Raw genomic sequence first — 24,793 nt, forward strand, 5'->3', positions numbered from 1 at the left:
CTCGCAATTTATGCTCCACGCTTCCTTCCCACACTCGGTCGCCCTCATGCAGTTGCGCTTCACTTCGTTCGTTGTGATCAACATACGGCGGGACTTGCACCCGCGAGAGTGCGCCCATGCTGGGCGCACATGAAAAAAGCCGCGCAGGTGTTTTGCGCGGCTTGAAGCTGAACATGGCCGGGCCGGGTGAGGCCCGGCAGGCTCATCAGTTGCGGGTCTGATCAACCAGCTTATTCTTGGCGATCCAGGGCATCATGGCGCGCAGCTTTTCGCCCACGACTTCAATCTGGTGCTCGGAATTGAGGCGGCGGCGGCTCAGCAGTGTCGGCGCACCAGCACGGTTTTCCAGCAGAAAGCTCTTGGCGTATTCGCCGGTCTGGATGTCTTTCAGGCACTTGCGCATGGCCTCTTTTGTGGCCGAGGTCACGATGTTCGGGCCGGTCACGTACTCGCCGTATTCGGCGTTATTGGAGATCGAGTAGTTCATGTTGGCGATGCCTCCTTCATAAATCAGATCAACGATCAGCTTGAGTTCGTGGAGGCATTCGAAGTAAGCCATCTCAGGCGCGTAACCGGCTTCCACCAGGGTCTCGAAACCGGCCTTGATCAGCTCGACTGTGCCGCCGCACAGAACGGCCTGTTCGCCGAACAGGTCAGTTTCGGTTTCTTCACGGAAATTCGTTTCGATGATGCCGGCCTTGCCGCCACCGTTGGCCATGGCATAGCTCAGCGCCAGGTCACGCGCCTTGCCGCTCTTGTCCTGGTGCACAGCCACCAGGTGGGGCACACCGCCGCCCTGGGTGTAGGTATTGCGCACGGTGTGGCCGGGGGCCTTGGGCGCGACCATCCAGACGTCGAGGTCGGCGCGTGGAATCACGGCGCCGTAGTGCACGTTGAAGCCGTGGGCAAACACCAGCGAGGCACCCTGCTTGATGTTCGGGGCCACATCGTTGGCATAGACCGAACCGATTTGCTCGTCAGGCAACAGGATCATCACAACGTCGGCCGACTTGACGGCGTCAGCGACTTCGGCGACCTTGAGGCCGGCTTTCTCGACCTTCGGCCACGATGCCCCGCCTTTGCGCAGGCCGACCACGACCTTGATGCCGCTGTCGTTCAGGTTTTGCGCGTGGGCATGGCCCTGGCTGCCGTAGCCGATGATGGCGACGGTTTTCCCCTTGATCAGGCTCAGGTCGCAGTCTTTGTCATAGTAAACTTTCATTTCTCTCTCCGTAGATGTCGTTGATGGTTCTGGCGAAAATGCCCTTCGACAGGCTCAGGGCGAACGGTAAACACACATCGCCACTTCTCGTCCGTTCGCGCCCCGCCTGTCGAAAACGCGCGCACGGACAGATAAAAAATCAGACCCTGAGGATCCTTTCGCCGCGGCCTATGCCACTGGAGCCGGTTCGCACGGTTTCCAGAATCGCGCTGCGGTCGATCGCCTCCAGGAAGGCGTCGTTTTTGGACTGGTCGCCGGTCAGCTCGATGGTGTAACTCTTTTCCGTCACGTCGATGATCCGGCCACGGAATATATCAGCCATGCGTTTCATCTCCTCGCGCTCCTTGCCGACAGCGCGCACCTTGACCATCATGAGCTCACGTTCGATATAGGAGCCCTCGGTCAGGTCCACCACCTTGACGACTTCGATGAGCCGGTTCAGGTGCTTGGTGATCTGCTCGATCACGTCGTCCGAGCCGGTGGTCTGTATGGTCATGCGCGACAGGCTGGCGTCTTCAGTCGGCGCCACGGTCAGGCTTTCGATGTTATAGCCACGCGCAGAGAACAGGCCCACCACGCGGGAAAGGGCGCCCGGCTCGTTTTCGAGCAGAACAGCAATGATGTGTTTCATGTGAAGATTCCTCTTTTCGCTGCCCTCCCCCACGCACGGTAATGCGCGGGCTCGGCAGGCAATAGATTCGTCAGGTGACGGTTGAAAAAATGATGTGTAGCGCTTACAGGTCCTCGGACCCGAGCAGCATTTCGGTGATGCCCTTGCCGGCCTTGACCATCGGAAACACGTTCTCGGTGGGGTCGGTGCGGAAGTCCATGAACACGGTGCGGTCCTTGAGCTTGCGCGCCTCGCGCAGCGCCGGCTCGACGTCCTGCGGCTTTTCGATCAGCATGCCGACATGACCATAGGCCTCGGCAAGCTTGACGAAATTGGGCAGCGCGTCCATGTAGCTGCTGCTGTATCGGCCTTCGTAATCGATTTCCTGCCACTGGCGCACCATGCCCAAATAGCGGTTGTTCAGCGAGACGATCTTGATCGGCGTGTTGTACTGCAGGCAGGTCGACAGCTCCTGGATGCACATCTGCACCGAACCTTCGCCGGTGATGCAATACACCTCGCTGTCTGGCTTGGCCAGCTTGATGCCCATCGCGTAGGGAATGCCGACACCCATGGTGCCCAGGCCACCCGAGTTGATCCAGCGACGCGGTTCGTCAAACTTGTAATACTGCGCCGCCCACATCTGGTGCTGTCCCACATCAGACGTGATGTAGGTATCGGCGTCCTTGGTCATGTTCCAGAGCGTCTCGACCACATACTGCGGCTTGATCACATCGCCCTTGCCCAGGCTGTATTTCATGCAGTCGCGCTTGCGCCAGCCTTCAATGGTTTCCCACCAGCCGCCCAGCGCATCGCCGTCGGGCTTCAGACCAGACTCACGGATCATGGCGATCAGTTCAGTCAGCACGTCCTTGACGTCGCCGACGATGGGAATGTCGACCTTGACGCGTTTTGAAATGCTCGACGGGTCGATGTCGATGTGGATGATCTTGCGTTCGTTCTGCGCAAAGTGTTTCGGGTTGCCGATTACACGGTCGTCAAAACGTGCGCCGACGGCCAGCAGCACGTCGCAGTTCTGCATCGCGTTGTTGGCTTCCATGGTCCCGTGCATGCCCAGCATGCCAAGAAACTTTTTGTCGCTGGCCGGATAAGCGCCCAGGCCCATCAGCGTGTTGGTGCAGGGGTAGCCCAGCATGTCCACCAATGTGCGCAGCTCCTGCGAAGCATTGCTCAGCAAGACACCGCCGCCCGTGTAGATGTAAGGCCGCTTGGCCGTCATCAGCAATTGCAAGGCCTTGCGGATCTGCCCGCCATGGCCCTTGCGCACCGGGTTGTAGGAACGCATTTCAACGCTCTGCGGATACCCGGCATACGTCGTCTTGTTGAAAGACACATCCTTGGGGATGTCCACCACCACAGGGCCGGGACGACCGCTGCGCGCAATATGGAAAGCCTTTTTCAGGGTCTCAGCCATCTGCCGCACGTCCTTGACCAGGAAGTTGTGCTTCACGATGGGGCGTGTGATGCCAACCGTGTCGCACTCCTGGAAGGCATCCAGGCCAATCGCGTGTGTGGGCACCTGGCCGGTGATGATCACCATCGGAATGCTGTCCATGTAAGCCGTGGCGATGCCGGTGACCGCATTGGTCACACCGGGGCCGGAGGTGACCAGCGCCACGCCGACCTCACCTGTAGCACGCGCATAACCGTCGGCGGCATGCACCGCCGCCTGCTCATGGCGCACCAGGACATGCTGAATCGTTTCCTGCTTGTAGAAAGCGTCGTAGATGTGCAATACAGCGCCGCCCGGATAGCCCCAGACGTGTTTGACGCCCTCGGCCTGCAGCGCCTTGATCAGGATTTCTGCGCCACGAAGCTCTTGAGAATTTGAATGGGCAGAAGCTGCCGCTGCTGCCGAAGCGAGTTCGGCTTTTGTGATTTCCATGATGAACCTTTGTGAATTTCTCTAACGAAATACCTTGGGTGCCTCTTCACTGACTCTTGTGGAGTAGCGTCGAGACTTGAGGCCAAAACCATGGGCGGAAACATAAACCGCCGGGTCATGACCCGTTTGCTGTTTGAATTGCAAGCGGAATTATAGGGTACAGGCTGGCGCGCAGTCGCTGGCAGCAATAATGTCCGGCGGAGTGGTGCTTGATGCGATAATTTTGCTGCCGGTGAGCGTCACTGGCACAAGGCCTGTCGGGCCGGCCGCACCCCAAAGCGGCCGGCAACAAGTAAAAACAAGGACAGCGCCGGGACAAACCGGAAATCAACCGTTGGCAACCGAACAAGAACTTTCCGATTTCCTGAAAAGCGTTGAAAAACGCGCTTTCAAGCGCAGCGTTTACCACGTTCGGGATGACGAGGCGGCGCTCGACATTGTTCAGGACAGCATGATGAAGCTGGCGCATCATTATGGCGACAAGCCCGCCGCCGAGCTGCCCATGCTGTTCCAGCGCATCCTGTCCAACACCACGCTGGACTGGTTCCGGCGCCGCAAAACCCGCAACGCACTTTTCTCCAACATGAGCGACTTCGAATCGGCCGGCGACGACGGAGATTTTGATTTGCTTGAAACTTTAGAGTCCTCAACCAACTCAGAGGGGACTGAGAGCGCCCAGGACGCAACGGAGCGGGCTCAAATCTTGCGAGAAATCGAGCTTGAGATCAAGGAACTGCCCGGCCGTCAACGGGAAGCCTTTCTCATGCGTTACTGGGAGGAAATGGATGTGGCTGAAACGGCTGCTGCCATGGGTTGCTCCGAAGGTAGCGTGAAAACGCATTGTTCGCGAGCCGTCCATGCACTCAGTAAAGCTTTGGCCGCCAGGGGAATCAAATTATGAACCGCTCACCGCAAAACCACATCGACATCCTGCAAGACCGCTACGGCCTGAAAACCGCCTCCTACCTGTCGGCCGGCTCTGCCGACCTGCCTTACGACATCTCTGAACGCCTGCGCGCTGCGCGCGCCCAGGCCGTGGCGGCGCGCCGGATCGCCAAAGTGCAGTCTGCGCCTGTTAACGCCAGGGCCAGCACGGGTGCCACCCTGACCTGGGGCTCGGACGAAGGTTTCAGCCTGTGGAGCCAGATTGGCTCAGTCCTGCCCCTGATTGCCCTGGTGGTGGGCCTGCTGGCTATCAGTTCGCTGCAAACCGACAAGCTGGTGCAGGAACTTGCCGAAGTGGACTCGGCCTTGCTGACCGACGAGCTGCCGCCAGATGCTTTTTCCGACCCTGGCTTTGTGCAATTTCTCAAAACAACGCTTTGAACCCGCCGGTTGCCACTGCCGAACCCGTCAACACCTGTATCCATGACTGCGCCAATCTTCCTAGCTGACAACATGTTTTGCCTGCCCGGCAAGGCGCGTGCGAGGCCGGCTGGCCGGTGGGCTCTGCTGCTTTTAGTGGCGGCCTCTGCGGTGTCTACTGCCCAGACTGTCACGCCTGCGCCAGCGGCGACACCGGCGAAAACCGTGGTCGCCCAGGCTTTTGCCGGACCCGGCTGGAACGAGCTAAGCCCGGCGCAACGCGAAGTGCTGACGCCGCTGGCATCGGCCTGGCCCTCCCTGAGCCAAAGCCACAAGCGCAAGTGGCTTGAAATGGCCCGTAGCTACCGATCGCTGCCCCCCGAAGAACAGGCCAAGATGCAGGGCCGCATGAAGGAATGGGTGGCACTCAGCCCCCAACAGCGCACCCAGGCTCGGCTAAATTTTGCAAAAACTAAAGAATTGTCCAAAGAGCTGACGGCTGAAGAGAAAAAAGCCAAATGGGAGGCGTACCAGTCGCTCAGCACCGAGGAAAAACAAAAACTAGCCGACAAAGCGCCGGCCAAGCCGGTCGGTGCAGCGCCAGCGTCCAAACCCGTCTCCCGGCAAAAACTGGCCACCATCCCTTCGGCTGCGGATCAGGCCAAAGCCAAAGCTGCGCCTAAAATTGCAGTTTCGCAGTCGATTGACTCCCCGCCCGGCCTGGCGCCCGCCGCCACGCCCGCCAGCCCCATCGGTACGCCGGTTGAGCCCCAATAGGCTTTGAACGCCCGCGTGCCGCGCGGCATGCGCGGCTTATAGGATCAATTCGTGCTGTAGCCCATGTCCGCTCTCACTTTGTTGCTACAAAATTGATAGTTAATTCTGCCCCTCAAGCTGTTACTCCGTCGCTGCGCAGGCGCATGGCCTGCTGGATGTACGAAGGCCTGCTGATGTTCGGCGTGGTCTTCATCGCCGGTTACCTGTTCGGCGCGCTGAGCCAGACGCGCAATGCGCTGGACAACCGCCATGCGCTGCAGGCCTTTTTATTCGTTATTTTCGGGATCTACTTCGTCTGGTTTTGGGCCAAAGGCCAAACCCTGGCCATGAAAACCTGGAACATCCGCGTGGTGGACAAGCAGGGGGCGCCCATCACCCAACAACACGCCTTGCTGCGTTATGTATTGAGCTGGTTGTGGTTCTTGCCGCCGCTGGCTGTCAGTTGGGCCCTGGGTCTGCCTGGCCGTGAAGCCGCCGTGCTTGCTCTGGGCTGGGTGCCGATCTGGGCGATTCTGGCGCGCTTTCATCCCGACCGGCAGTTCTGGCACGACGCCATCGCCGGTACCCGGCTGGTCACCAGTCTGCCGGCTGGCAAACCGCCCAAAGCGGCCTGAGGCGGCCCGGCATGCAGACTTCACATCAAACTGCCACACAGCCGCGCGACAATCGACCGATGCCCAACTCCGCTTCTTTCCGCGTTCCCGATGCCGCCGTTCCTCCACCGGCCTCCCCCGTCAACCCCCAGAAAGACCGCAAAGGCCTGAACCGCGTCTGGCACGCGCTCGGCTACTCAGTGGCCGGTCTGCGTGCCGGCTGGCATGAAACCGCGTTCCGCCAGGAGGCCATCGCCTCGCTGCTGCTGCTGCCGGCCGCTTTCTGGCTGGGCCGTAGCTGGGTCGAAACCGTGCTTCTGGCCGGCTCGGTCATCCTGGTGATGATCATAGAGCTGCTCAACACCGGCATCGAAACCGCCATCGACCGCATCGGCCCCGAGTGGCACGATTTGTCCAAACGCGCCAAGGACATGGGCAGCGCCGCCGTGCTGTTGAGCCTGCTGCTGTGCGCCGGCACCTGGGCGCTGGCGCTGTTCCACCGGTTTGTTGCATGACGCCGGCTTTTTCAATCTGTGTGTATTGCGGCTCGCGCCCCGGCGCAGACACGGTCTTTGCCGACACCGCGCGCGCGGTAGGCACATGGATAGGCGGCCATGACGGGCAACTGGTCTACGGCGGCGGCCGCAATGGCCTGATGGGCATCGTAGCCGACGCCACGCTGGCGGCCGGCGGACGCGTGATCGGCGTGATCCCCAAAGCGCTGGTGGAAAAGGAATGGGCGCACACCGGCTGCACCGAACTGCACATCGTCGACACCATGCATGAGCGCAAACGCATCATGGCCGAACATGCCGACGCTTTTTTGTCGCTGCCCGGCGGAATTGGCACGCTGGAAGAGTTTTTCGAGGTCTGGACCTGGCGCCAGCTCGGCTACCACGCCAAGCCGGTGGGCTTGCTCAACCTGAACGGCTACTACACCGATCTCCTGGCCTTTCTGGCCTCATCGGTCAAAAGCGGCTTCATGAGCGACTGGCAGATGGAGTTGATCCATGTCGGTGCCGAACCGCAGGCCCTGCTGGAGCAACTGGTGCAGGTCGCGGGCATGGCGCCCGAGGGTTCGAGGCTAGACCAGATTTAAGGTGCTTGCTTCCGGCCTTCGTGGGGGAGACTATCTTTTTACCAGCCGAGGCCGCGGGTCCGGCTCTGCCGACCCGCAGGCGCAGCGGCCCCCCTCGGGGGCAGCGCATTACACGAAGTGAAAAGTGTGGGGGCTTTCTAGACTGCCTAGACTGCCGCTTCGTCCTCTTCCCCGGTGCGGATGCGCACCACGCGCTCGACACTGGTGATGAATATCTTGCCATCGCCAATTTTGCCGGTGCGGGCGGCCCGCACGATGGCGTCCACGCAGCGGTCCACGTCTTCGGTTTTCACCACCACCTCCACCTTGACCTTGGGCAAAAAATCAACCACATACTCGGCACCGCGATAGAGCTCGGTATGGCCCTTCTGGCGGCCGAAACCTTTGACTTCGGTAACGGTCAGGCCGGTCACGCCGCATTCGGCCAGCGCTTCGCGGACTTCTTCGAGCTTGAAGGGTTTGAGGACGGCGGTAATTTGTTTCACTGAATGGCTCCGTTGGTTTTTGATCAGGCGCGAAATTTATTGGTGACAGGATAGCGCCAATCCTTACCGAAACTTCGGTGGCTAACCCGAATGCCGATAGGCGCCTGGCGGCGTTTGTACTCGTTGGTCTTGATCAACCGCGTCACCCGCTCAACCACTACGCGGTCAAAACCGGCGGCGAGAATGCTTTCTATACTTTCGTCGTTTTCCATGTAGCGCCGCAAAATGGCGTCCAGCACCTCGTAGGGGGGCAAGCTGTCCTGGTCAGTCTGGCCGGCACGCAACTCGGCGCTCGGCGGACGCGTGATGATTCGCTCCGGGATCGGGTTGCTGCCTGTGCCACAGGGGTCGTTCGCGTTGCGCCACTCGGCCAGGCGAAACACCGTGGTTTTCAGCAAGTCCTTGATGACCGCAAAACCACCGGCCATGTCGCCGTACAGGGTGCAGTAGCCGGTTGCCATCTCGCTCTTGTTACCGGTGGTCAGCACGATGGCGCCAAACTTGTTGGACAGCGCCATCAAAAACACGCCGCGAATTCGCGCCTGGATGTTTTCCTCGGTCGTGTCTTCGGGCAGACCTTTGAATTCACCGGCCAGCGAGGCCTTGAAGGCTTCAAACTCCGGAATGATCGAAATCTCGTCGTAGCGCACCTTCAAACGCGCGGCCATCTCACGCGCATCAATCCACGAGATATCGGCCGTGTAGGGCGACGGCATCATCACCGTACGCACCTTGTCGGCGCCCAGGGCATCAACTGCAATCGCCAGCACCAGCGCCGAGTCGATGCCGCCCGACAGGCCCAGGATGGCGCCAGGGAAGCCGTTTTTGCCCAGGTAGTCGCGCACGCCCAGCACCAGCGCGTCCCACAGGTCGGCTTCGGCGCTGCGTTCTGGGGCCATATTTGCTACCAATTTGATAGCTGTCTGCGCCCGCTGCACATGGGCCACGAACAGATTTTCTTTGAAACTTTCAGCCCGCCCAGCCAGCGCGCCGTCGGCCTGCAGGGCAAAGGACCGGCCCTCAAAGACAATCTCGTCCTGCCCGCCCACCAGGTGGGCATAAACCAAGGGCAGGCCAGTGGCCAGCACACGTTCGCGCATCATCTGCTCGCGCTCGCTGCCCTTGCCCACATGGAAAGGCGAGGCATTGATGACCGCCAGCAGCTCGGCACCAGCCTCCTTGGCCAGCCGCGCCGGCTCCTCGAACCAGGCGTCTTCACAGATCAGCAGGCCGATACGGACCGCGTCGGCGCCTTCGCCTACCTCAAACACACACACACCCTGCCCCGGCGTGAAATAACGCCGCTCGTCAAACACCTGGTAGTTGGGCAGTTCACGCTTGGCATACGTCTCGATGACGCGGCCATCGCGCAGCACCCGTGCGGCGTTGTGGCGCTGCTGCACCTCCACGCTTTTGGTGCGCAATCCCCTGCCGTTGTCGCCGTGGGTCGGCGTGCCCACCACTACCACCAGGCCTTTTAACCCGGCGAGTTCATGGGCGATGTGATTCACGGCATCATCACAGGCTGCAATAAAAGATCGGCGCAGAAACAGGTCCTCGGCGGCATAACCGCAAATCGCCATCTCGGGCGTGAGCAGTAACCTGGCCCCGTCGGCATAAGCGGTGCGGGCCGCGTCGATGATTTTTTGCGCATTGCCAAGCATGTCGCCAACGCAGTAGTTCAATTGGGCAACGCAGATCTTGAGAGTCATGGAAAAAGAAGAAAACGGTAGGTGCTGTGGCTGAAAACGATTATGTCATCCGTGTGCTGGACGCGCCGGGGCAGGTCGATGGCGCCGCCTGGAACACCCTGCTGGCATTGCAGGACCCGGACGGCGGGCTGAACCCTTTTATGCGCCACGAGTACCTGTGCGCCATGCACGACAGCGGCAGCGCCACGCCCACGACCGGGTGGACGCCTCGCTTCATCACCTTGTGGCACGGCGATGAACTGGCTGGGGCCAGCGCGCTGTACCTCAAGGACCACTCCTACGGCGAATATGTTTTCGACCATGCCTGGGCCAACGCCTACCACCAGCATGGCCTGAGTTACTACCCGAAAGCGCTCGTGGCCCCGCCCTTCACACCGGTGCCCGGCCCGCGCCTGCTGGCGCGTGACTCGGCCGCGCGCTTGTTGCTGGTGAAGGCGCTGGTGGCGTGGTGCGGTGAAGAGGGCCTGTCTTCGCTGCATTTGCTCTTCACCAGCGATGCGGATGTGGTGGCTTGCGAGGAAGCCGGACTCATGTTGAGGCACAACGTGCAATTCCACTGGACAAATATCTCCACGGAAATCCCGGTGTCGTCCGGCAACCCCCGCTCCTTTCGTGACTTCGACGACTTCCTGATGTCGCTGAGCCAGGACAAGCGAAAAAAAATCCGCCAGGAGCGGCGCAAGGTGCTGGATGCCAGCGTGCGCTTTCGCTGGTCGCTGGGCAAAAACATCACCTCCGCCGACTGGGATTTTTTCTACAGTTGTTACGAGCGCACCTACTACGAACACGGCAACGCGCCCTACCTGAGCCGCGACTTCTTCCAGCGCATGCAGGAGGACATGCCGGAGAACTGGCTGCTGTTCGTCGGCGAGCGCAACAGCATCCCGATTGCTACAAGTTTGATAGCTGTCAGCGCAAGCAGGGCCGGGGCTGCAGGCCAATTTGGCACTGAATCCGGGGCCGGAATCGCCTACGGCCGCTACTGGGGCGCGACCGAGCGGGTGGACTGCCTGCATTTCGAAGCCTGCTACTACCAGCCGCTGCAATGGTGCATCAACCACGGCTACCAGCGCTTCGAAGGCGGCGCCCAGGGCGAACACAAGATGGCGCGCGCCCTGCTGCCGGTCAAGACCACCAGCGCCCACTGGCTGGCGCACCCCGCCTTTGCCGATGCGGTTGAGCGCTTTCTGGAGCGTGAAGGCGAAGGAATTGAAGGCTACATGGAAGAGCTGGAGCGGCGCAATCCTTTCAGACAGGCCTTGAAGCCGGCCTGAGCCAGGCTTCTGTGTTGCATTACAATTGCAATGCAAAACAGGAGCTGCTCGTGAAGACCTCAACTTTTCCCGCCTTGCGCGCCAAGCCAGAACTGCGCGAAGCCGCAGAACGCGCTCTTCGCCCCAATGAAACCCTGTCCAACCTGATGGAAGCATCGCTGGAGAGCTACATCGCCCACCGCGCCGCCGAAGATGACTTTATTGCCCGTGGCTTGCGCTCGGCGCAAAAAGCCAAAGAAGCAAACCGCTACATCAGCGCAGAAGCGGTATTTGTCAAACTCGATAAAAAACTGATCGACGCAAAGCAGCCTGCGACAGCGGGCAAAACCACCAAACGCGCTGCCAGCGGCGCATGAACCGGTACCAGGTTCGGTTTACGCCGGATGCACAAGACGATTTGCTGAGGCTCTACGATTTCCTGCTGCAGTTCGACATGGAGATTGCCGAGCGTGCCCTGCTGGTCATCAAGGACGGCTTCCGTTTGCTTGAGCAATTTCCGTTTTCATGCCGGAAAGCGGCGAACGGATTACATGGGCCACGCATTCGGGAACTTGTGATCTCATTCGGTGCGTCTGGCTACGTGGCGCTGTTTGAGATAGACGATGCAAGTACCGTCACTATTCTGGCGGTGCGCCATCAACGGGAAGAAGACTACCACTGAGCATGGCAAATCAGCGATGACTGCTATCACCTTTATAGCAAACTATTCCCGTCATTAACCGGAGGGTGCGGAACGAGTTCATGCGGCACGTCCACGAAGCAGCCCGCGATGGACAAGGCCGCATGCTGCTAATCGCTCGAAGCACTGAAAGTCCGAGCGTCGTGACATGAGCAGCGCGCAACGCTGGCCCACGATCACGGCGCTTGGCACGGTGCAAACCTTGGCTTGGGCGTCGTCGTACTACCTGCCGGCGATGCTTGCAGTGCCCATGGCGCGGGATCTGGGGGGTTTCGACACCGACGATCTTCATCGCGTTCTCGCTCGCGCTCATCGTCTCGGCGTTGATGGGGCCGATCTCAGGCCGCGCTATTGACCATTGGGGCGGGCGCCCCGTACTCATGGGAACCAACCTCGTGTTTGCCGCTGGGCTGACAAGCCTGGCCGCTGTCGACCTTGATGGAAGCGCAGTCCGGATGGCGTGGCGCGTGCCTGGGTTGGGCCGCCCTTCATCTTTTCGTGGGACTTCCTCTGAACTGGTCGATTTCGAAGGTTTCCAGAGAAAGCGTGGCGATAGCGCCTGCGAATGCTGCCATCAAGGCGTCCTCGACTGTGCCTCAGCCAACCGAACGTCCACGGCTCGCAGCAGGGCTCCTGGCGTTCGTCTTCGCTGCCACCTGGTTCACCAGCACCGCGATGGCGGCGCATCTGCCGCAGTTGCTTCAGGCGAGCGGGGCCACACTCGCCGTCGCCGTCGGCATTGGTGCGTTAATAGGCCCTGCACAAGTCGCCGGGCGACTGTTGGAGTTTGGGTTCCTGCGCCGCGTACACCCGCTCTTGTCGGCGCGGCTCGCGACGATGGCGAACCCCATCGGGGCGTTATTCCCTCTTACCCTCGGTGCGCCCGTGGCTGCTCTGTTTGCAGTGTTGCACGGCGCCGGCAACGGGATTCTCACCATCGCCAAAGGCACGCTTCCGCTGGTACTGTTCGGCCCTCTGGGCTACGGTGGACGGCAAGGCATGCTGATGGTGCCGGCGCGCATTTGCCAGGCCATCGCACCGGCGCTGTTCGGGTTTTGCCTTGAGCGCTGGGGAACGGGCGCATTGTGGCTGTCTACGGCCTTGGGCTTGATGGCTTTCGGGGCACTCATGGTGATGCCGCGACAGTCTGCGGGGTAGAGACAGGACGCCAGTGACGCCTTTAGGGAAGTCTCCCTCTGTGAAACGCGCTGGTGGTCCCAAGATGGTCGCCATCAAGAACAAAGCTGAACCATCCAATGCTTCCACCCATGGCACCACCCGCACCCCGGCAGTCGACGCAAAAACAAAGTCAAAAACACGAACTGCACGAGGGACCAGCGCCTAACGTCTGGCTGTTGGCACTTGAATTTCGCGCTTTTTGGGAGTTTGGTGCGCTGCTGCCAGCCTGGCCGGTGCTGGCCCGGGCGCCCCGGGGCGACAAACACAGCGTGGTGGTGTTCCCCGGCCTGTCAGCCAGCGACGGTTCCACCATCCCGCTGCGCCGATATTTGGACTTTTTGGGCTACCAGACCAGCGGCTGGGAGCAGGGTTTCAACTTTGGCCCGCGCGCCGGTGTGCTGGAAGCCGCACGTGCGCAGGTCACCCGGGCTTTCAATCAGGGCGGGCGCAAGGTCAGCCTGATCGGCTGGAGTCTGGGCGGTGTGTACGCACGCGAGCTGGCCAAAGAGCTGCCCCACATGGTGCGCAATGTGATCACACTTGGAACGCCGTTTGGCGGTTCGCACCGCTCCACCAACGCCTGGCGTATCTACGAGCTGGCCAGTGGTCGCAAGCTGGCGCGAGAAACTGAAAATTACGACCTGCCTGCCGCGCCCCCGGTGCCGACCACCAGCATTTATTCACGCAGCGACGGCATCGTGGCCTGGCAGGGCAGTGTGCAAAAACCCGCGCCGCACAACCCGCAAACCGAAAACATCGAGGTGATTGCCAGCCACGTCGGCCTGGGCCTGAACCCCAGCGCCTGGTGGGCCGTGGCCAACCGGCTGGCGCAGGCCGACGGCAGCTGGCAGGCCTTCGAGCGCAAGGGCACGTTTTTTCATGGGCTGATTTACCCCGACCCGGCACGCGCGGGCTGAAGACGGCACCCTGAATGCAAAAGCGCCTGCAGCTCACGCGGCAGGCGCTATCTTTTTAATAGCTGCTTACGCCCTCCGAATAAGGGCTGGAGCACAAAAACACTTATAACGAACAAGGTTAGTAGTAACTCAAGCCGCTTCAGGGTGTTCTTTTTTGTAGTTGGCAATACCGTCCATGATTTCCTTGCGGGCGGCTTCCGGGCCTTCCCAGCCTTCGATCTTGACCCACTTGCCTTCTTCCAGATCTTTGTAGTGCTCAAAGAAATGCGCAATGGTTCTCAAGCGCAGCGGGTTCATGTCTTCCGGTTTTTGCCAGTGGCTGTAGAGCGAACACTTTTTGTCGATGGGCACTGCCAGCACCTTGCCGTCTTCGCCAGCCTCGTCGGTCATCTTCAAGATGCCGATCACGCGGCAAGTCACCACCACGCCGGGGATCAGCGGCACGGGCGTGATCACCAGCACATCGACCGGGTCGCCGTCGCCGCTCAGGGTCTTGGGCACATAACCGTAATTGGTCGGGTAATGCATGGACGTGCTCATGAAGCGGTCCACAAAAATTGCGCCGGACTCCTTGTCCACTTCGTATTTCACCGGGTCGGCGTTCATCGGGATTTCGATGATCACATTGAACGAGTCGGGGGCGTTTTTGCCGGGAGTAACTTTATCGAGGGACATGGTCGCTTTGCGTTGAGATAAATAAAAGGAATAAAAGAAAGAACTTGCGCGTGATCAGTATTTACCCTCATTTTACCGATTCAAGCCTGGCGCCGCGTCAAGTTGTCACGTTTTGGCGTTAAATTTCCGGGGTTGGCCAATTGTCCCGGTTTGACTGGGGATGAGGAAGCAACGCAAGGCGGTGTGCCTTCGCGGTGCACCGAAATCCTTACGTCATCAATTTAGGAGAACAACATGGTTGGCAACTCAGCGCTGATACTCGCGCTAGTTTGCGGGTTCATTGCCGTCGGATACGGTTTTTGGGCACGCAGCTGGATTCTTTCCCAGGACGCAGGCAACGCGCGCATGCAGGAGATCGCAGCCGCGATTCAAACCGGCGCCGCGGCCTACCTGGCGCGTCAATACAAAACCATTGCCGTCGTCGGCGTCGTGCTGGCCCTTCTGATTGGCATTTTTCTGGATGTGCCCAGCGCCATCGGTTTTGTCGTCGGCGCGGTGTTGTCAGGTGCTTGCGGTTTCATCGGCATGAACGTCTCGGTGCGCGCCAATGTGCGCACCGCGCAGGCAGCCACCAAAGGCATTGGCCCCGCACTGGACATCGCCTTCCGCGGCGGCGCCATCACCGGCATGCTGGTGGTGGGCCTGGGCCTGCTGGGTGTCACGGCCTTCTACTGGTTCCTGGTCGGCAATGGCAACTACACGCCCGCCTCGAACCTTGCCGCCCTGCTCAATCCGCTGATCGGTTTTGCCTTCGGTGCCTCCTTGATCTCCATCTTCGCCCGACTGGGTGGCGGTATTTTCACCAAGGGCGCCGACGTTGGCGCCGATCTGGTGGGCAAGGTTGAAGCCGGCATTCCCGAAGACGACCCGCGCAACCCGGCGGTGATTGCCGACAACGTGGGCGACAACGTCGGTGACTGCGCCGGCATGGCCGCCGATCTGTTTGAAACCTACGCCGTCACGCTGATTGCCACCATGGTGCTGGGCGCCCTGCTGGTCACCAACGCTGGCACCAGCGCGGTGATTTACCCGCTGGCACTCGGTGCGGTGTCCATCATCGCGTCCATCATCGGCTGCTTCTTCGTGAAGGCCTCGCCCGGCATGACCAACGTCATGCCTGCGCTGTACAAAGGTCTGGCAGTCGCTGGCGGCCTGTCGCTGATAGCGTTTTACTTTGTCACGGTCTGGCTGATGCCCGACAACGCGATCAAGGCCTCGGGCACGCAGATGGCCCTCTTCGGCGCTTGCGCCGTCGGCCTGGTGCTGACCGGCGCGCTGGTCTGGATCACCGAGTACTACACCGGCACGCAGTACGCCCCGGTGCGCCACATTGCGCAGGCATCCACCACCGGCCACGGCACCAACATCATTGCCGGTCTGGGTGTGTCGATGCGCTCGACCGCCTGGCCGGTTATTTTTGTGTGTATCGCGATCTGGGTGTCGTTCCAGCTGGCTGGCCTGTACGGAATTGCGATTGCGGCAACTTCGATGTTGAGCATGGCCGGCATTGTGGTCGCCCTCGACGCTTACGGCCCGATCACCGATAACGCCGGCGGCATTGCCGAAATGGCCGACATGCCGGCCAGCGTGCGCGCCATCACCGACCCGCTGGACGCGGTGGGCAACACCACCAAGGCCGTGACCAAGGGCTATGCCATCGGCTCGGCTGGTCTGGCCGCACTCGTGCTGTTTGCCGACTACACCCACAAGCTCGAAGCCTATGGCAAAGCCATCAGCTTTGATTTGAGCGACCCGATGGTCATCATCGGCCTGTTCATTGGCGGCCTGATTCCTTACCTGTTCGGCGCGATGGCCATGGAAGCCGTGGGCCGCGCTGCCGGTGCGGTGGTGGTTGAAGTACGGCGCCAGTTCCGCGACATCAAGGGCATCATGGACGGCACCGGAAAGCCGGAATACGACACTTGCGTCGACATGCTGACCAAGGCCGCGATCAAGGAAATGATGATTCCGTCGCTGTTGCCTGTGGTCGTGCCGGTTGTTGTGGGCCTGGTGCTTGGCCCGGCTGCGCTGGGCGGCCTGCTGATGGGCACCATCGTGACCGGCCTGTTCGTGGCGATCTCCATGTGTACCGGCGGCGGTGCCTGGGACAACGCCAAGAAATACATTGAGGACGGCAACCATGGCGGCAAAGGCTCAGAGACGCACAAGGCCGCCGTGACCGGCGACACCGTGGGTGACCCTTACAAAGACACGGCCGGCCCGGCCATCAACCCGCTGATCAAGATCATCAACATCGTGGCGCTGCTGATCGTGCCGCTGATGATGAAGTTCCATGGCGGCCCCGCCACTGCAGCACCAGCTACGCCGACGGCGGCACCAGCGACCATGAGCGCGCCGGCCACGACGGTCACTGCGCCCGGCGGCATGCCCGCACCGGCGCCGACCCAGGCAGCGGACGCAGCGGCCACACCAACGCCCGCGCCAGCCAAATAAAAGAAGAAAAAGCCACGCTTATCTTCAGCCCGCTTCGGCGGGCTTTTTTGTGTTTGGGAGGCTCAATCGTTCGTGGCCAGCACAGCCCGTACCAGCGCGCTACAGGGTTGGGTCAACTCGGCCAGATCGGCCGTGCGGCCCGATTCGATAGCCTGCAGCACCAGTTCGTTGATGCCGCCGACCACGGCCATCGCCATGGTGCTGTTGCGCGCCGCCTCCTGCGGCGTGTGCAGGTGGCCGGCATGCACCACCTGCACCACGAAGTCGGCCAGCTCCTGATTCATGCGGCGGCGCACCTGCAGGCCCTGGTCGCCCAGGCCAAGGATCTCGATGAACAGCGTGCGCAGCAACGCCGGGTTGCTGGCCAGGCAGGCCAGGTAGGCACCCAGGGCATGTTCGACCTGGGTTTTCCAGTCGCGGCGCGGGTCTATGGATTCCTTCAGCACCTTGAGCGCCCCGTGGCTGGCCGCCACATACAGGGCGATCAGGCAGTCGCTCTTGGTCGCAAAACACTCGTAAAAGCTGCGTTTGGACACGCCGGCTTCGCGCACGATGTCGGCCACCGTGGTGTCGGCGTAGCCCTTAGCGGCCACGCTGTGCGCCATACCTTCGATCAGTCGCGAGCGGTAAGGGTTGGCCGGAGCAGCCGGCGGGCTGGCGATATCGGTATTTGTATCGGCGGTAACAGTGTCAGGACACATGGGTGAAACCTTTTTGGTACTTGACAGTACCACAGCCGGATCTTATAGTCACTCAAATTGGTACTCATCGGTACCAGGCCATTTTTCAGGAAAACCCATGAGCGAACTTGTTGTACGCCGCCTGCTGATCGACCTCGAAACACCGTTGCCGCGCCACTGGTGTGCCGGCGACGCCTTCCGCACGGCTTTTTTCAACGCCCTGTCCATGAGTTTCCCGGTCGGCGAGCAGTTTTTCATTGACGCGGTGCGCAACGGCCTGAAAAACCTGCCGGCTGACCAGCAGGATCGCTACAAGGCAGAGGTCCAGGGTTTCATCGGCCAGGAAGCCACCCACCGCCGCATCCACAGCCTCTTCAACGACCATCTGGACAAGCAGGGCCTGGTCAACGACTGGGCGCCCCGCGCCGAACGCAACATGCAGATGCTGGCCGGCACCAACCCGCTGCATGCGCTGGCGATCACCGCCGCCAACGAACACTTCACCGCCATTTTTGCCGAATGGCTGCTGCGCAACCCGGACCTGCTGGCGCCCTGCGAGCCTCGGCTGCAGACCATGTGGTTGTGGCACAGCGCCGAAGAGTCAGAGCACAAAAACACCGCCTTCGACGTGTACGCCGCGCTGGGCGGCAACCACACCTGGCGCATCAAATGGTTTCGCCGCATCACGGTGGTCTTTTTGAGCGACACGCTGCGCCAGACCGTCAACAACCTGAGCCATGACGGCACACTGTGGAAGTGGTCCACCTGGAAAAGCGCGGCCGGCTTCCTGTTCGGCAAATGTGGGCTGGTCCGCCAGACCTTCAAGCCCTGGCGCGCCTACCTGCGTGAGGACTTTCATCCCGACCAGCAGGCCACCGAGCTGTCGGCGCGCTGGCTGGCCGACAACGCGCGGGCCTACACCATGGTGGGCGCGGTGGCTCAGGGCGCGGCCTGACACGCTATCAATTGCATAGCTGCCTGCGCTTGCCTGGCATGGGCTGAGGGCCAATTCGCCTGATTTTTTGCGGCAAGCGTGTTTTCGCCGAAAATCATATGCATGCAACTCAATTACATCGCCAACGCCTCGGTCCGCTCCGCCTCCGGCAAAACCATTCCGGTCATTGACCCGTCGGACGGCCAGCCTTTCGACGAAATTCAGCGCAGCAATGCGCAGGACATCAACCACGCGGTTCAGGCCGCCCATGACTGCCTGGACAAGGTCTGGCACAAGGTCAGCGCGGCAGAACGCGGGCGGCTGCTGATGGCGCTGTCGCGCAAGATCGCCGAGCACGCCGACGAGCTCGCGGCCATCGAGCAGCGCGACTGCGGCAAACCGACCAAGCAGGCCAAAGCCGACGCCGCTGCGCTGGTGCGCTACTTCGAGTTTTACGCCGGCGCCTGCGACAAGCTGCACGGCGAGACCCTGCCTTATCTGGACGGCTACAGCGTGATGACCTGGCGCGAGCCGCACGGCGTGACCGGCCACATCATTCCGTGGAACTACCCGATGCAGATCTTCGGCCGCAGTGTGGGCGGCGCACTCGCGGCCGGCAATGTCTGCGTGGTCAAGCCGGCCGAAGACGCCTGCCTGTCACTGATCCGCGTCGCCCAACTGGCCGCCGAGGCCGGCTTTCCAGCCGGTGCGATCAACATCGTCACCGGCTACGGCCACGAGGTGGGCGACGCCCTGGCTCGCCACCCCGGCATTCACCACATCAGTTTCACCGGCAGCCCGACCGTCGGCACCTTGATCCAGCAGGTGGCAGCCGAGCGGCATTGCCCGGTCACGCTGGAGCTGGGCGGCAAAAGCCCGCAAATCGTGTTTGCCGATGCCGACCTGGAGCAGGCGATTCCGGCGCTGGTCAACGCCATCGTGCAAAACGCCGGCCAGACCTGCTCGGCCGGTTCGCGCCTGCTGGTCGACGACACCATTTACGAGCCCCTGCTGGCGCGGCTGGGCCAGGCCTTCGAGAAGTTGCGCGTCGGTCCCGCGACGATGGACCTGGACGTCGGTCCGCTGATCCGCCAGACCCAGCAGCAGCGCGTCTGGGACTTTCTGAGCGATGCGCAGGTCGCAGGCATCCCCAGGGTGGCGCAGGGCCAGATCGTCGATAAAGCGCCCGACACCGGCTTTTACCAGGCCCCCACCTTGCTGCGCGACGTGCCGGTGATGCACCGCCTGGCGCAGGAAGAAGTCTTCGGACCGGTATTGTGCGCGATGAGCTTTCGCGATGAAGACCACGCGGTCGAACTCGCCAACGCCACCCAGTTCGGCCTGGTGGCCGGCATCTGGACGCAGGACGGCGCTCGCCAGTTCCGCATGGCCAAACGCGTTAAAAGTGGCCAGGTGTTCATCAACAACTACGGCGCCGGTGGCGGTGTGGAGCTGCCCTTTGGCGGCGTCAAGTCGTCGGGCCATGGGCGGGAGAAGGGGTTTGAGGCGCTGTATGGCTTTACCACACTCAAAACGGTGGCGGTCAAGCACGGCTAACTTGTTGCATCTTCGTACGTAATAACGTACCATTTGTTCCGTGAACATCATCACCGCCTCCGAAGCGCGCGCCAATCTGTACCGCCTGATTGACGAAAGCGCTGCCTCACACCACCCGGTCATCATCAAGGGCAAGCGCAACACCGCCGTGCTGGTGTCCGCCGAAGACTGGGCGTCGATTCAGGAAACGCTGTATCTCACCTCGATTCCGGGAATGCGTGAGTCGATTCTTGAGGCGATGAACGCCCCGCGCAGCGAGTTTGTGAAAGAGTCGGAGCTCGACTGGTGATCTGGCGGCTGAAGTTCAGCAACGCCGCAGGCAAAGACGTCAAGAAGCTCGCAGCAGCCGGCCTCAAGCCCAAGACACAAGAACTGCTGGACGTGTTGCGCCACAACCCCTGGCAAAACCCACCGCCCTATGAAAAACTCGTTGGCGAACTGGCCGGTGCGTATTCCCGCCGAATCAACCGCCAACACCGGCTGGTCTACCGGGTTCATGAAGACAGCCGGGGCATCGACGTCTTGCGGATGTGGACGCATTACGAATGAAATCAGCCTCCAGCCCTTTCACAGCGGGCGCAAGCAGCTACAAAATCAATAGCAACCAAGGAAACACCATGCGACTCAAGAACAAATCCATCATCGTCACCGGCGCCGGCGGCGGCATTGGCGAAGGCATCGCCAAACGGCTGGCCGCTGAAGGCGCCCAGGTCATCGTCAACGACATCAACAGCGCGCTGGGCGAACAAGTCGTGGCCGACATCGTTGCGGCCGGCGGCACTGCCTCGTTTTTCAAGGCAGACGTCACCAAAACCGCCGAGATGAAAGCGCTGGTGGATGCCGCTGTGCAGCGTCACGGTCAGCTTGACGTGATGGTGAACAACGCCGGCTGGACGCACCTGAACCAGCCTGCGCTGGAAACTACCGAGGAAGCGTTCGACCGCTGCTACGCGATCAACGTCAAAAGTATTTACCTCTCAACCATTCACGCGGTGCCGGTGTTCCGCGCCAATGGTGGCGGCAGCTTCATCAACATCGCGTCCACTGCCGGCGTGCGGCCACGGCCGGGGCTGAGCTGGTACAACGGCTCCAAGGGTGCAGTGATCACGACATCGAAGTCGCTGGCCGCCGAACTCGGCCCCGACAACATCCGCGTGAACTGCATCAACCCGGTGTTCAACCCCGACACCGCGCTGTCCACCCAGTTTGCCGGCGGCAGCGTCACCGGGCCAGAGGGCGAAGCGCGCCGCGCCAAATTCCTGGCCAGCATTCCGCTGGGGCGCTTCTCGACCGCCCTGGACGTGGCCAACGCCGCGCTTTACCTGGCCAGCGATGAAGCGGCTTTTATCAGCGGCGTGTGCATCGAGGTGGACGGTGCGCGTTGTGTCTGAAAGGTCCCCACGGTCGCGCACCAACGCTGGGGAATAAGACATTACTTTTTCGCTGAGCGTGCCGATGGAGTAAATTCTCTCTCTGAGCTCACTATGACAACAGCCAAAGTAATTCCCCTTGCAGACATGCGTTACGCCGCGCGCGTTCCGCATGTGCCTGCGCAATTGCAGGCGCCCACCGGCCTGCTGGCAGACACGCTGGCGCGGCCGCTGCGCGACCTGCGCATTAGCGTGACCGACCGCTGCAACTTCCGCTGCAGCTACTGCATGCCCAGCGAGGTGTTCAACAAGGACTACACGTTTTTGCCGCAAACCTCGTTGCTGAGTTTCGAAGAAATCACGCGCCTGACGAAAATTTTCGTGGCGCATGGCGTCGAGAAAATCCGGCTGACCGGTGGTGAACCGCTGCTGCGCAAGCACCTGGAAGTGCTCATAGAGATGCTGGCGAAGCTCCAGACGCCTGGCGGCCAGCCGCTGGACATCACGCTGACCACCAATGCTTCGCTGCTGGCCAAAAAAGCCCAGGCGCTGAAAGACGCCGGACTGCAGCGCGTCACAGTCAGCCTCGATGGCCTCGACGACGCCGTGTTTCGCCGCATGAATGATGTGGACTTCCCGGTCGCCGATGTGTTGCGCGGCATCGAGGTCGCGCACAAAGTCGGCCTGGCACCGATCAAGGTCAACATGGTGGTCAAGCGCGGCACCAACGACGCCGAGATCCTGCCCATGGCCAGGCACTTCCGCAACTCGGGGGTGGTGCTGCGTTTCATCGAATACATGGACGTGGGCGCGACCAACGGCTGGCGCATGGACGAGGTCCTCCCCTCGGCTGAGGTGGTTGAACGCCTGCAGTCCGAATTTCCGCTGCAAGCGATCGACGCGAACTACCTCGGCGAGACCGCAGAGCGCTGGCGTTACCTGGACGGCGCCGGTGAAGTCGGCGTGATCAGCAGCGTCACAAACGCTTTCTGCGGTGACTGCAACCGCGCCCGACTTTCGACCGAAGGCAAGCTGTTTCTTTGCCTGTTTGCCAGCCAGGGCCATGACCTGCGCGCCCTGCTGCGCAGTGGCAACTATTCCGACGAGCAGATTTCTGCCGCTGTGGCCCACATCTGGCAGCGCCGCGATGATCGTTATTCGGAGTTGCGCGCTGCGCTGCCGCCGGATACCGGCATGCCCGACAGCAACGCAAAACGCGTCGAGATGAGTTACATAGGCGGATGAATATGGCCCCCACGCTTGTCGCTTCGCGTACTGCGCTGCCCCCCGAGGGGGCGCTGCGCCTGCGGGCCGGCGGAGCCGGACCCGCGGCCCCTGCTGGTAAAGAGTGTCCTTGCCCTGCATTGGAATCGCATAAAAAATTGGAAACACATGATTGACACGATAGACGGCGCAGAAATCACCGGGGTGATCCTCGCGGGCGGGCGCGGCTCACGCATGGGCGGCGTGGACAAGGGCATGCAAAATTTCAACGGTGTGCCGCTGGCGCTGCACACCCTGCTGCGCCTGTCGCCACAGGTCGGCGAGGTCATGATCAATGCCAACCGCAACCTGGCGGCCTACGAATCGTTTGGTGTACCGGTCTGGCCCGATGCGGGCGGCATGGGCGAGTTCTCAGGGCCGCTGGCCGGTTTCATCACCGGGCTGGAGCGCTGCGAAACGCCTTACATGATGACGGTCCCCTGCGACAGCCCGCTGTTCAATGAAAACATGGTGCTGCGGCTTGCAGAGGCGCTGGCGCGCGAAAACGCCGACTTCGCTGTGGTGGCCGCGCCCGAGGAAGACGGGCAGTTGCGCGCCCAACCGGTGTTCTGCCTGATGCGCGCCGGCATGCTGGAGAGCCTGGCGGTGTTCACCGCCGGTGGCGGGCGCAAGATCGACGCCTGGACGGCGCGGCACAAGACCGTGCTGGTGCCCTTCAACCAGCCGGGCGACGACCCGCGCGCTTTTTTTAACGCGAACACGCTGGCCGAACTGCACCAGCTCGAAGCCCTGCGGCCGTGAAATCCATAGCCCAGATCGCGGCCGAGCTGCAGGGCTACGACCCGCAGGCCTTGTCCGCTACCGATGTCTCGCGCTTTCTGCAACTGCTGGTCGCGCCCGTTTCCGACCGGCAGGCGCTGCCGCTGTTCGAAGCGCTGGGCCGGGTGCTGGCGGACGATGTGGTCTCGCCTTTCGATGTGCCGCCGCACGACAACTCGGCCATGGACGGTTATGCCCTGGCTGGCGCCTCCCTGGGTTCGGGCGGTGAACTGCAACTGAAGGTGGTTGGCACGGCGCTGGCCGGCAAGGCCTGGCAAGGCAAGGTGCAGGCCGGGCAATGCGTGAAGATCATGACAGGCGCCGTCATGCCGGCCGGTCTGGACACCGTGGTGCCGCAGGAGTTTGTCAGCGTCCTGGGCGACAGCATCACCGTCCCCGCCAAGCTGCTGAAGCCTGGCGACAACCGCCGGCTGCGCGGCGAGGACCTGATGCAGGGCCGTTCGGCGCTATCAAAAGGTGAGCTATTCACGCCCGCCCGACTTGGGCTGGCGGCCTCTTTGGGCATAAAAACCATCAGCACATTGCGGCCGCTGCGGGTGGCCTACTTTTCCACTGGCGACGAAATCCTGTCGCTGGGCGAGCCGCCGCGCGAAGGTGCGGTCTACGACAGCAACCGCTACACCGTCTTCGGCATGCTCAGGCGGCTGGGCTGCGAAGTCATCGACATGGGTGTGGTGCGCGACGATCCGGCGCTGCTGGAAGCCGCTTTCACGAGCGCTGCGGCGCAGGCCGACGCCATCATCACCTCGGGTGGCGTCAGTGTCGGCGAGGCCGACTTCACCAAGGGCATGATGAAAAAGCTCGGCGACGTGGCCTTCTGGCGCGTCGCCATGCGCCCGGGGCGGCCCATGGCGGTGGGCCGGATTCTTCAAACAAAAACAGGCGCCAGCCCTTTATCCACGAGCGCAAGCAGCTCCCAAAATAATAGCAACCCGAACGGGGCCATTCTTTTTGGTTTGCCCGGCAACCCAGTCGCCGTGATGGTGACTTTTCTGGCGTTTGTGCGTCCCGCGCTGCTGCAGATGATGGGCTGCACGGCTGCGCCGCCGCCGCTGCTGCGGGCGCGCAGCCTCGAAGCGATCTGCAAAAAACCCGGCCGCACCGAATACCAGCGCGGCACGGTGAGCACGGCGGCCGACGGCTCGCTGCAGGTCAAAATCACTGGCAACCAAGGCTCGGGCGTGCTCTCATCGATGGCCGAGGCCAACGGCCTGATCGTGCTTCATCACGGTCAGGGCCATGTGGCCGCAGGTGAAGACGTCGATGTAATGATGTTCGACGGAGTGATATGACCCCACGGT

The 24,793-nt window shown here is 61.6% G+C and carries 26 protein-coding genes and 1 pseudogene; 20 read left to right on the plus strand and 7 right to left on the minus strand.

Translation table 11 applies throughout. From position 1 onward, the window contains the following. Positions 1-205 precede the first annotated feature (205 nt). The 3 genes from ilvC to Q8O29_RS09985 all read right to left on the minus strand — a co-directional run bounded on the left by ilvC (position 206) and on the right by Q8O29_RS09985 (position 3,738). Positions 206-1,222, minus strand: a complete 1,017-nt coding sequence (gene ilvC / locus Q8O29_RS09975; RefSeq protein ID WP_305348323.1) for a ketol-acid reductoisomerase — start codon at positions 1,220-1,222, stop codon at positions 206-208. Positions 1,223-1,361: 139 nt separating this feature from the next. Next, complete coding sequence (gene ilvN, locus Q8O29_RS09980; protein WP_305562329.1) at positions 1,362-1,853, minus strand: acetolactate synthase small subunit; 492 nt, start codon at positions 1,851-1,853, stop codon at positions 1,362-1,364. Between the two features lie 103 nt (positions 1,854-1,956). Beyond that, positions 1,957-3,738, minus strand: a complete 1,782-nt coding sequence (locus Q8O29_RS09985; protein WP_305562331.1) for an acetolactate synthase 3 catalytic subunit — start codon at positions 3,736-3,738, stop codon at positions 1,957-1,959. Between the two features lie 334 nt (positions 3,739-4,072). Here Q8O29_RS09985 and Q8O29_RS09990 point away from each other — a divergent pair, with 334 nt between their 5' ends. From Q8O29_RS09990 to Q8O29_RS10015, 6 genes are all read left to right on the plus strand, one after another. Then, positions 4,073-4,639, plus strand: a complete 567-nt coding sequence (locus Q8O29_RS09990; RefSeq protein WP_188708511.1) for an RNA polymerase sigma factor — start codon at positions 4,073-4,075, stop codon at positions 4,637-4,639. Continuing rightward, complete coding sequence (locus tag Q8O29_RS09995) at positions 4,636-5,064, plus strand: DUF3619 family protein (protein ID WP_305562334.1); 429 nt, start codon at positions 4,636-4,638, stop codon at positions 5,062-5,064. Before Q8O29_RS09990 ends, Q8O29_RS09995 begins: the two co-directional genes overlap by 4 nt. A 42-nt stretch (positions 5,065-5,106) precedes the next feature. Further along, the gene (locus tag Q8O29_RS10000) at positions 5,107-5,820 is read left to right on the plus strand and encodes a DUF3106 domain-containing protein (protein WP_305562336.1); all 714 of its coding nucleotides are present in this window, start codon (positions 5,107-5,109) and stop codon (positions 5,818-5,820) included. A gap of 131 nt (positions 5,821-5,951) precedes the next feature. Beyond that, entirely contained in the window at positions 5,952-6,434 is a 483-nt protein-coding gene (locus Q8O29_RS10005) for an RDD family protein (protein WP_305562445.1), read from the plus strand. Between the two features lie 59 nt (positions 6,435-6,493). Then, entirely contained in the window at positions 6,494-6,928 is a 435-nt protein-coding gene (locus Q8O29_RS10010; RefSeq protein WP_305562338.1) for a diacylglycerol kinase, read from the plus strand. After that, positions 6,925-7,512, plus strand: coding sequence for a TIGR00730 family Rossman fold protein (locus Q8O29_RS10015; protein ID WP_305562340.1), 588 nt, complete (start codon positions 6,925-6,927; stop codon positions 7,510-7,512). The genes Q8O29_RS10010 and Q8O29_RS10015 overlap by 4 nt, the downstream gene beginning before the upstream one ends. 146 nt (positions 7,513-7,658) lie before the next feature. Here the strand turns inward: Q8O29_RS10015 and Q8O29_RS10020 are convergent, their stop codons facing one another. Then, on the minus strand, positions 7,659-7,997 hold the full coding sequence (locus Q8O29_RS10020; RefSeq protein WP_096665314.1) for a P-II family nitrogen regulator: 339 nt from the start codon (positions 7,995-7,997) through the stop codon (positions 7,659-7,661). Positions 7,998-8,020: 23 nt separating this feature from the next. Continuing rightward, positions 8,021-9,709 carry an NAD+ synthase gene (locus Q8O29_RS10025; protein ID WP_305562343.1) on the minus strand — a complete coding sequence of 563 codons (1,689 nt, stop codon included), beginning with the start codon at positions 9,707-9,709 and terminating at the stop codon, positions 8,021-8,023. A gap of 26 nt (positions 9,710-9,735) precedes the next feature. Here Q8O29_RS10025 and Q8O29_RS10030 point away from each other — a divergent pair, with 26 nt between their 5' ends. The 5 genes and pseudogenes from Q8O29_RS10030 to Q8O29_RS10050 all read left to right on the plus strand — a co-directional run bounded on the left by Q8O29_RS10030 (position 9,736) and on the right by Q8O29_RS10050 (position 13,758). Then, positions 9,736-10,983: a GNAT family N-acetyltransferase gene (locus Q8O29_RS10030; RefSeq protein WP_305562345.1), complete on the plus strand. Its 1,248-nt coding sequence runs from the start codon at positions 9,736-9,738 to the stop codon at positions 10,981-10,983. 50 nt (positions 10,984-11,033) lie between these two features. Next, positions 11,034-11,339, plus strand: a complete 306-nt coding sequence (locus Q8O29_RS10035) for a YlcI/YnfO family protein (RefSeq protein WP_305562347.1) — start codon at positions 11,034-11,036, stop codon at positions 11,337-11,339. Next, positions 11,336-11,644: a type II toxin-antitoxin system RelE/ParE family toxin gene (locus Q8O29_RS10040; RefSeq protein ID WP_305562349.1), complete on the plus strand. Its 309-nt coding sequence runs from the start codon at positions 11,336-11,338 to the stop codon at positions 11,642-11,644. The genes Q8O29_RS10035 and Q8O29_RS10040 overlap by 4 nt, the downstream gene beginning before the upstream one ends. A 166-nt stretch (positions 11,645-11,810) precedes the next feature. Further along, positions 11,811-12,820: pseudogene (locus tag Q8O29_RS10045) on the plus strand (MFS transporter). A gap of 110 nt (positions 12,821-12,930) precedes the next feature. Continuing rightward, positions 12,931-13,758, plus strand: a complete 828-nt coding sequence (locus tag Q8O29_RS10050; protein WP_305562351.1) for a triacylglycerol lipase — start codon at positions 12,931-12,933, stop codon at positions 13,756-13,758. A gap of 129 nt (positions 13,759-13,887) precedes the next feature. On the opposite strand, the gene ppa is transcribed toward Q8O29_RS10050, so the two are convergent. Continuing rightward, the gene (gene ppa, locus Q8O29_RS10055; RefSeq protein ID WP_305562353.1) at positions 13,888-14,433 is read right to left on the minus strand and encodes an inorganic diphosphatase; all 546 of its coding nucleotides are present in this window, start codon (positions 14,431-14,433) and stop codon (positions 13,888-13,890) included. A 234-nt stretch (positions 14,434-14,667) separates the two neighbouring features. On the opposite strand from ppa, the gene Q8O29_RS10060 reads away from it, so the two are divergent. Further along, positions 14,668-16,887 carry a sodium-translocating pyrophosphatase gene (locus Q8O29_RS10060; RefSeq protein ID WP_305562355.1) on the plus strand — a complete coding sequence of 740 codons (2,220 nt, stop codon included), beginning with the start codon at positions 14,668-14,670 and terminating at the stop codon, positions 16,885-16,887. A gap of 62 nt (positions 16,888-16,949) precedes the next feature. Here Q8O29_RS10060 and Q8O29_RS10065 read toward each other — a convergent pair whose 3' ends face one another. After that, entirely contained in the window at positions 16,950-17,588 is a 639-nt protein-coding gene (locus tag Q8O29_RS10065) for a TetR/AcrR family transcriptional regulator (RefSeq protein WP_305562357.1), read from the minus strand. A gap of 97 nt (positions 17,589-17,685) precedes the next feature. Here Q8O29_RS10065 and Q8O29_RS10070 point away from each other — a divergent pair, with 97 nt between their 5' ends. The 8 genes from Q8O29_RS10070 to glp all read left to right on the plus strand — a co-directional run bounded on the left by Q8O29_RS10070 (position 17,686) and on the right by glp (position 24,784). Then, positions 17,686-18,522, plus strand: coding sequence for a metal-dependent hydrolase (locus tag Q8O29_RS10070; protein WP_305562359.1), 837 nt, complete (start codon positions 17,686-17,688; stop codon positions 18,520-18,522). A 102-nt stretch (positions 18,523-18,624) separates the two neighbouring features. Continuing rightward, positions 18,625-20,058 (plus strand): aldehyde dehydrogenase family protein, encoded by a 1,434-nt coding sequence (locus Q8O29_RS10075; RefSeq protein WP_305562361.1) that lies wholly within the window; start codon positions 18,625-18,627, stop codon positions 20,056-20,058. A gap of 40 nt (positions 20,059-20,098) precedes the next feature. Beyond that, a complete protein-coding gene (locus tag Q8O29_RS10080) occupies positions 20,099-20,347 on the plus strand; it encodes a type II toxin-antitoxin system Phd/YefM family antitoxin (RefSeq protein ID WP_305562363.1) in 249 nt (82 codons plus the stop codon). Continuing rightward, positions 20,344-20,607, plus strand: coding sequence for a Txe/YoeB family addiction module toxin (locus Q8O29_RS10085; protein WP_305562365.1), 264 nt, complete (start codon positions 20,344-20,346; stop codon positions 20,605-20,607). The genes Q8O29_RS10080 and Q8O29_RS10085 overlap by 4 nt, the downstream gene beginning before the upstream one ends. 68 nt (positions 20,608-20,675) lie before the next feature. Further along, entirely contained in the window at positions 20,676-21,449 is a 774-nt protein-coding gene (locus Q8O29_RS10090) for an SDR family oxidoreductase (RefSeq protein ID WP_305562367.1), read from the plus strand. Between the two features lie 93 nt (positions 21,450-21,542). Then, positions 21,543-22,673, plus strand: a complete 1,131-nt coding sequence (moaA, locus tag Q8O29_RS10095) for a GTP 3',8-cyclase MoaA (RefSeq protein WP_305562369.1) — start codon at positions 21,543-21,545, stop codon at positions 22,671-22,673. A 147-nt stretch (positions 22,674-22,820) separates the two neighbouring features. Further along, positions 22,821-23,453: a molybdenum cofactor guanylyltransferase MobA gene (gene mobA / locus Q8O29_RS10100; RefSeq protein WP_305562371.1), complete on the plus strand. Its 633-nt coding sequence runs from the start codon at positions 22,821-22,823 to the stop codon at positions 23,451-23,453. Then, positions 23,450-24,784 carry a gephyrin-like molybdotransferase Glp gene (gene glp, locus Q8O29_RS10105; RefSeq protein WP_305562373.1) on the plus strand — a complete coding sequence of 445 codons (1,335 nt, stop codon included), beginning with the start codon at positions 23,450-23,452 and terminating at the stop codon, positions 24,782-24,784. Before mobA ends, glp begins: the two co-directional genes overlap by 4 nt. Positions 24,785-24,793: the final 9 nt, after the last annotated feature.

The sequence above is a fragment of the Polaromonas sp. genome (assembly GCF_030689685.1).
In the GTDB taxonomy this organism is placed as follows: Bacteria; Pseudomonadota; Gammaproteobacteria; order Burkholderiales; family Burkholderiaceae_C; genus Polaromonas.

Coding starts and splice junctions, on each gene's coding strand:
- ilvC (WP_305348323.1), bottom strand. CDS start 1,222: ATGAAAGTTTACTATGACAAAGACTGCGACCTGAGCCTGATCAAGGGG.
- ilvN (WP_305562329.1), bottom strand. CDS start 1,853: ATGAAACACATCATTGCTGTTCTGCTCGAAAACGAGCCGGGCGCCCTT.
- Q8O29_RS09985 (WP_305562331.1), bottom strand. CDS start 3,738: ATGGAAATCACAAAAGCCGAACTCGCTTCGGCAGCAGCGGCAGCTTCT.
- Q8O29_RS09995 (WP_305562334.1), top strand. CDS start 4,636: ATGAACCGCTCACCGCAAAACCACATCGACATCCTGCAAGACCGCTAC.
- Q8O29_RS10000 (WP_305562336.1), top strand. CDS start 5,107: ATGACTGCGCCAATCTTCCTAGCTGACAACATGTTTTGCCTGCCCGGC.
- Q8O29_RS10010 (WP_305562338.1), top strand. CDS start 6,494: ATGCCCAACTCCGCTTCTTTCCGCGTTCCCGATGCCGCCGTTCCTCCA.
- Q8O29_RS10015 (WP_305562340.1), top strand. CDS start 6,925: ATGACGCCGGCTTTTTCAATCTGTGTGTATTGCGGCTCGCGCCCCGGC.
- Q8O29_RS10025 (WP_305562343.1), bottom strand. CDS start 9,709: ATGACTCTCAAGATCTGCGTTGCCCAATTGAACTACTGCGTTGGCGAC.
- Q8O29_RS10040 (WP_305562349.1), top strand. CDS start 11,336: ATGAACCGGTACCAGGTTCGGTTTACGCCGGATGCACAAGACGATTTG.
- Q8O29_RS10050 (WP_305562351.1), top strand. CDS start 12,931: ATGGCACCACCCGCACCCCGGCAGTCGACGCAAAAACAAAGTCAAAAA.
- ppa (WP_305562353.1), bottom strand. CDS start 14,433: ATGTCCCTCGATAAAGTTACTCCCGGCAAAAACGCCCCCGACTCGTTC.
- Q8O29_RS10060 (WP_305562355.1), top strand. CDS start 14,668: ATGGTTGGCAACTCAGCGCTGATACTCGCGCTAGTTTGCGGGTTCATT.
- Q8O29_RS10065 (WP_305562357.1), bottom strand. CDS start 17,588: ATGTGTCCTGACACTGTTACCGCCGATACAAATACCGATATCGCCAGC.
- Q8O29_RS10070 (WP_305562359.1), top strand. CDS start 17,686: ATGAGCGAACTTGTTGTACGCCGCCTGCTGATCGACCTCGAAACACCG.
- Q8O29_RS10075 (WP_305562361.1), top strand. CDS start 18,625: ATGCAACTCAATTACATCGCCAACGCCTCGGTCCGCTCCGCCTCCGGC.
- Q8O29_RS10090 (WP_305562367.1), top strand. CDS start 20,676: ATGCGACTCAAGAACAAATCCATCATCGTCACCGGCGCCGGCGGCGGC.
- moaA (WP_305562369.1), top strand. CDS start 21,543: ATGACAACAGCCAAAGTAATTCCCCTTGCAGACATGCGTTACGCCGCG.
- mobA (WP_305562371.1), top strand. CDS start 22,821: ATGATTGACACGATAGACGGCGCAGAAATCACCGGGGTGATCCTCGCG.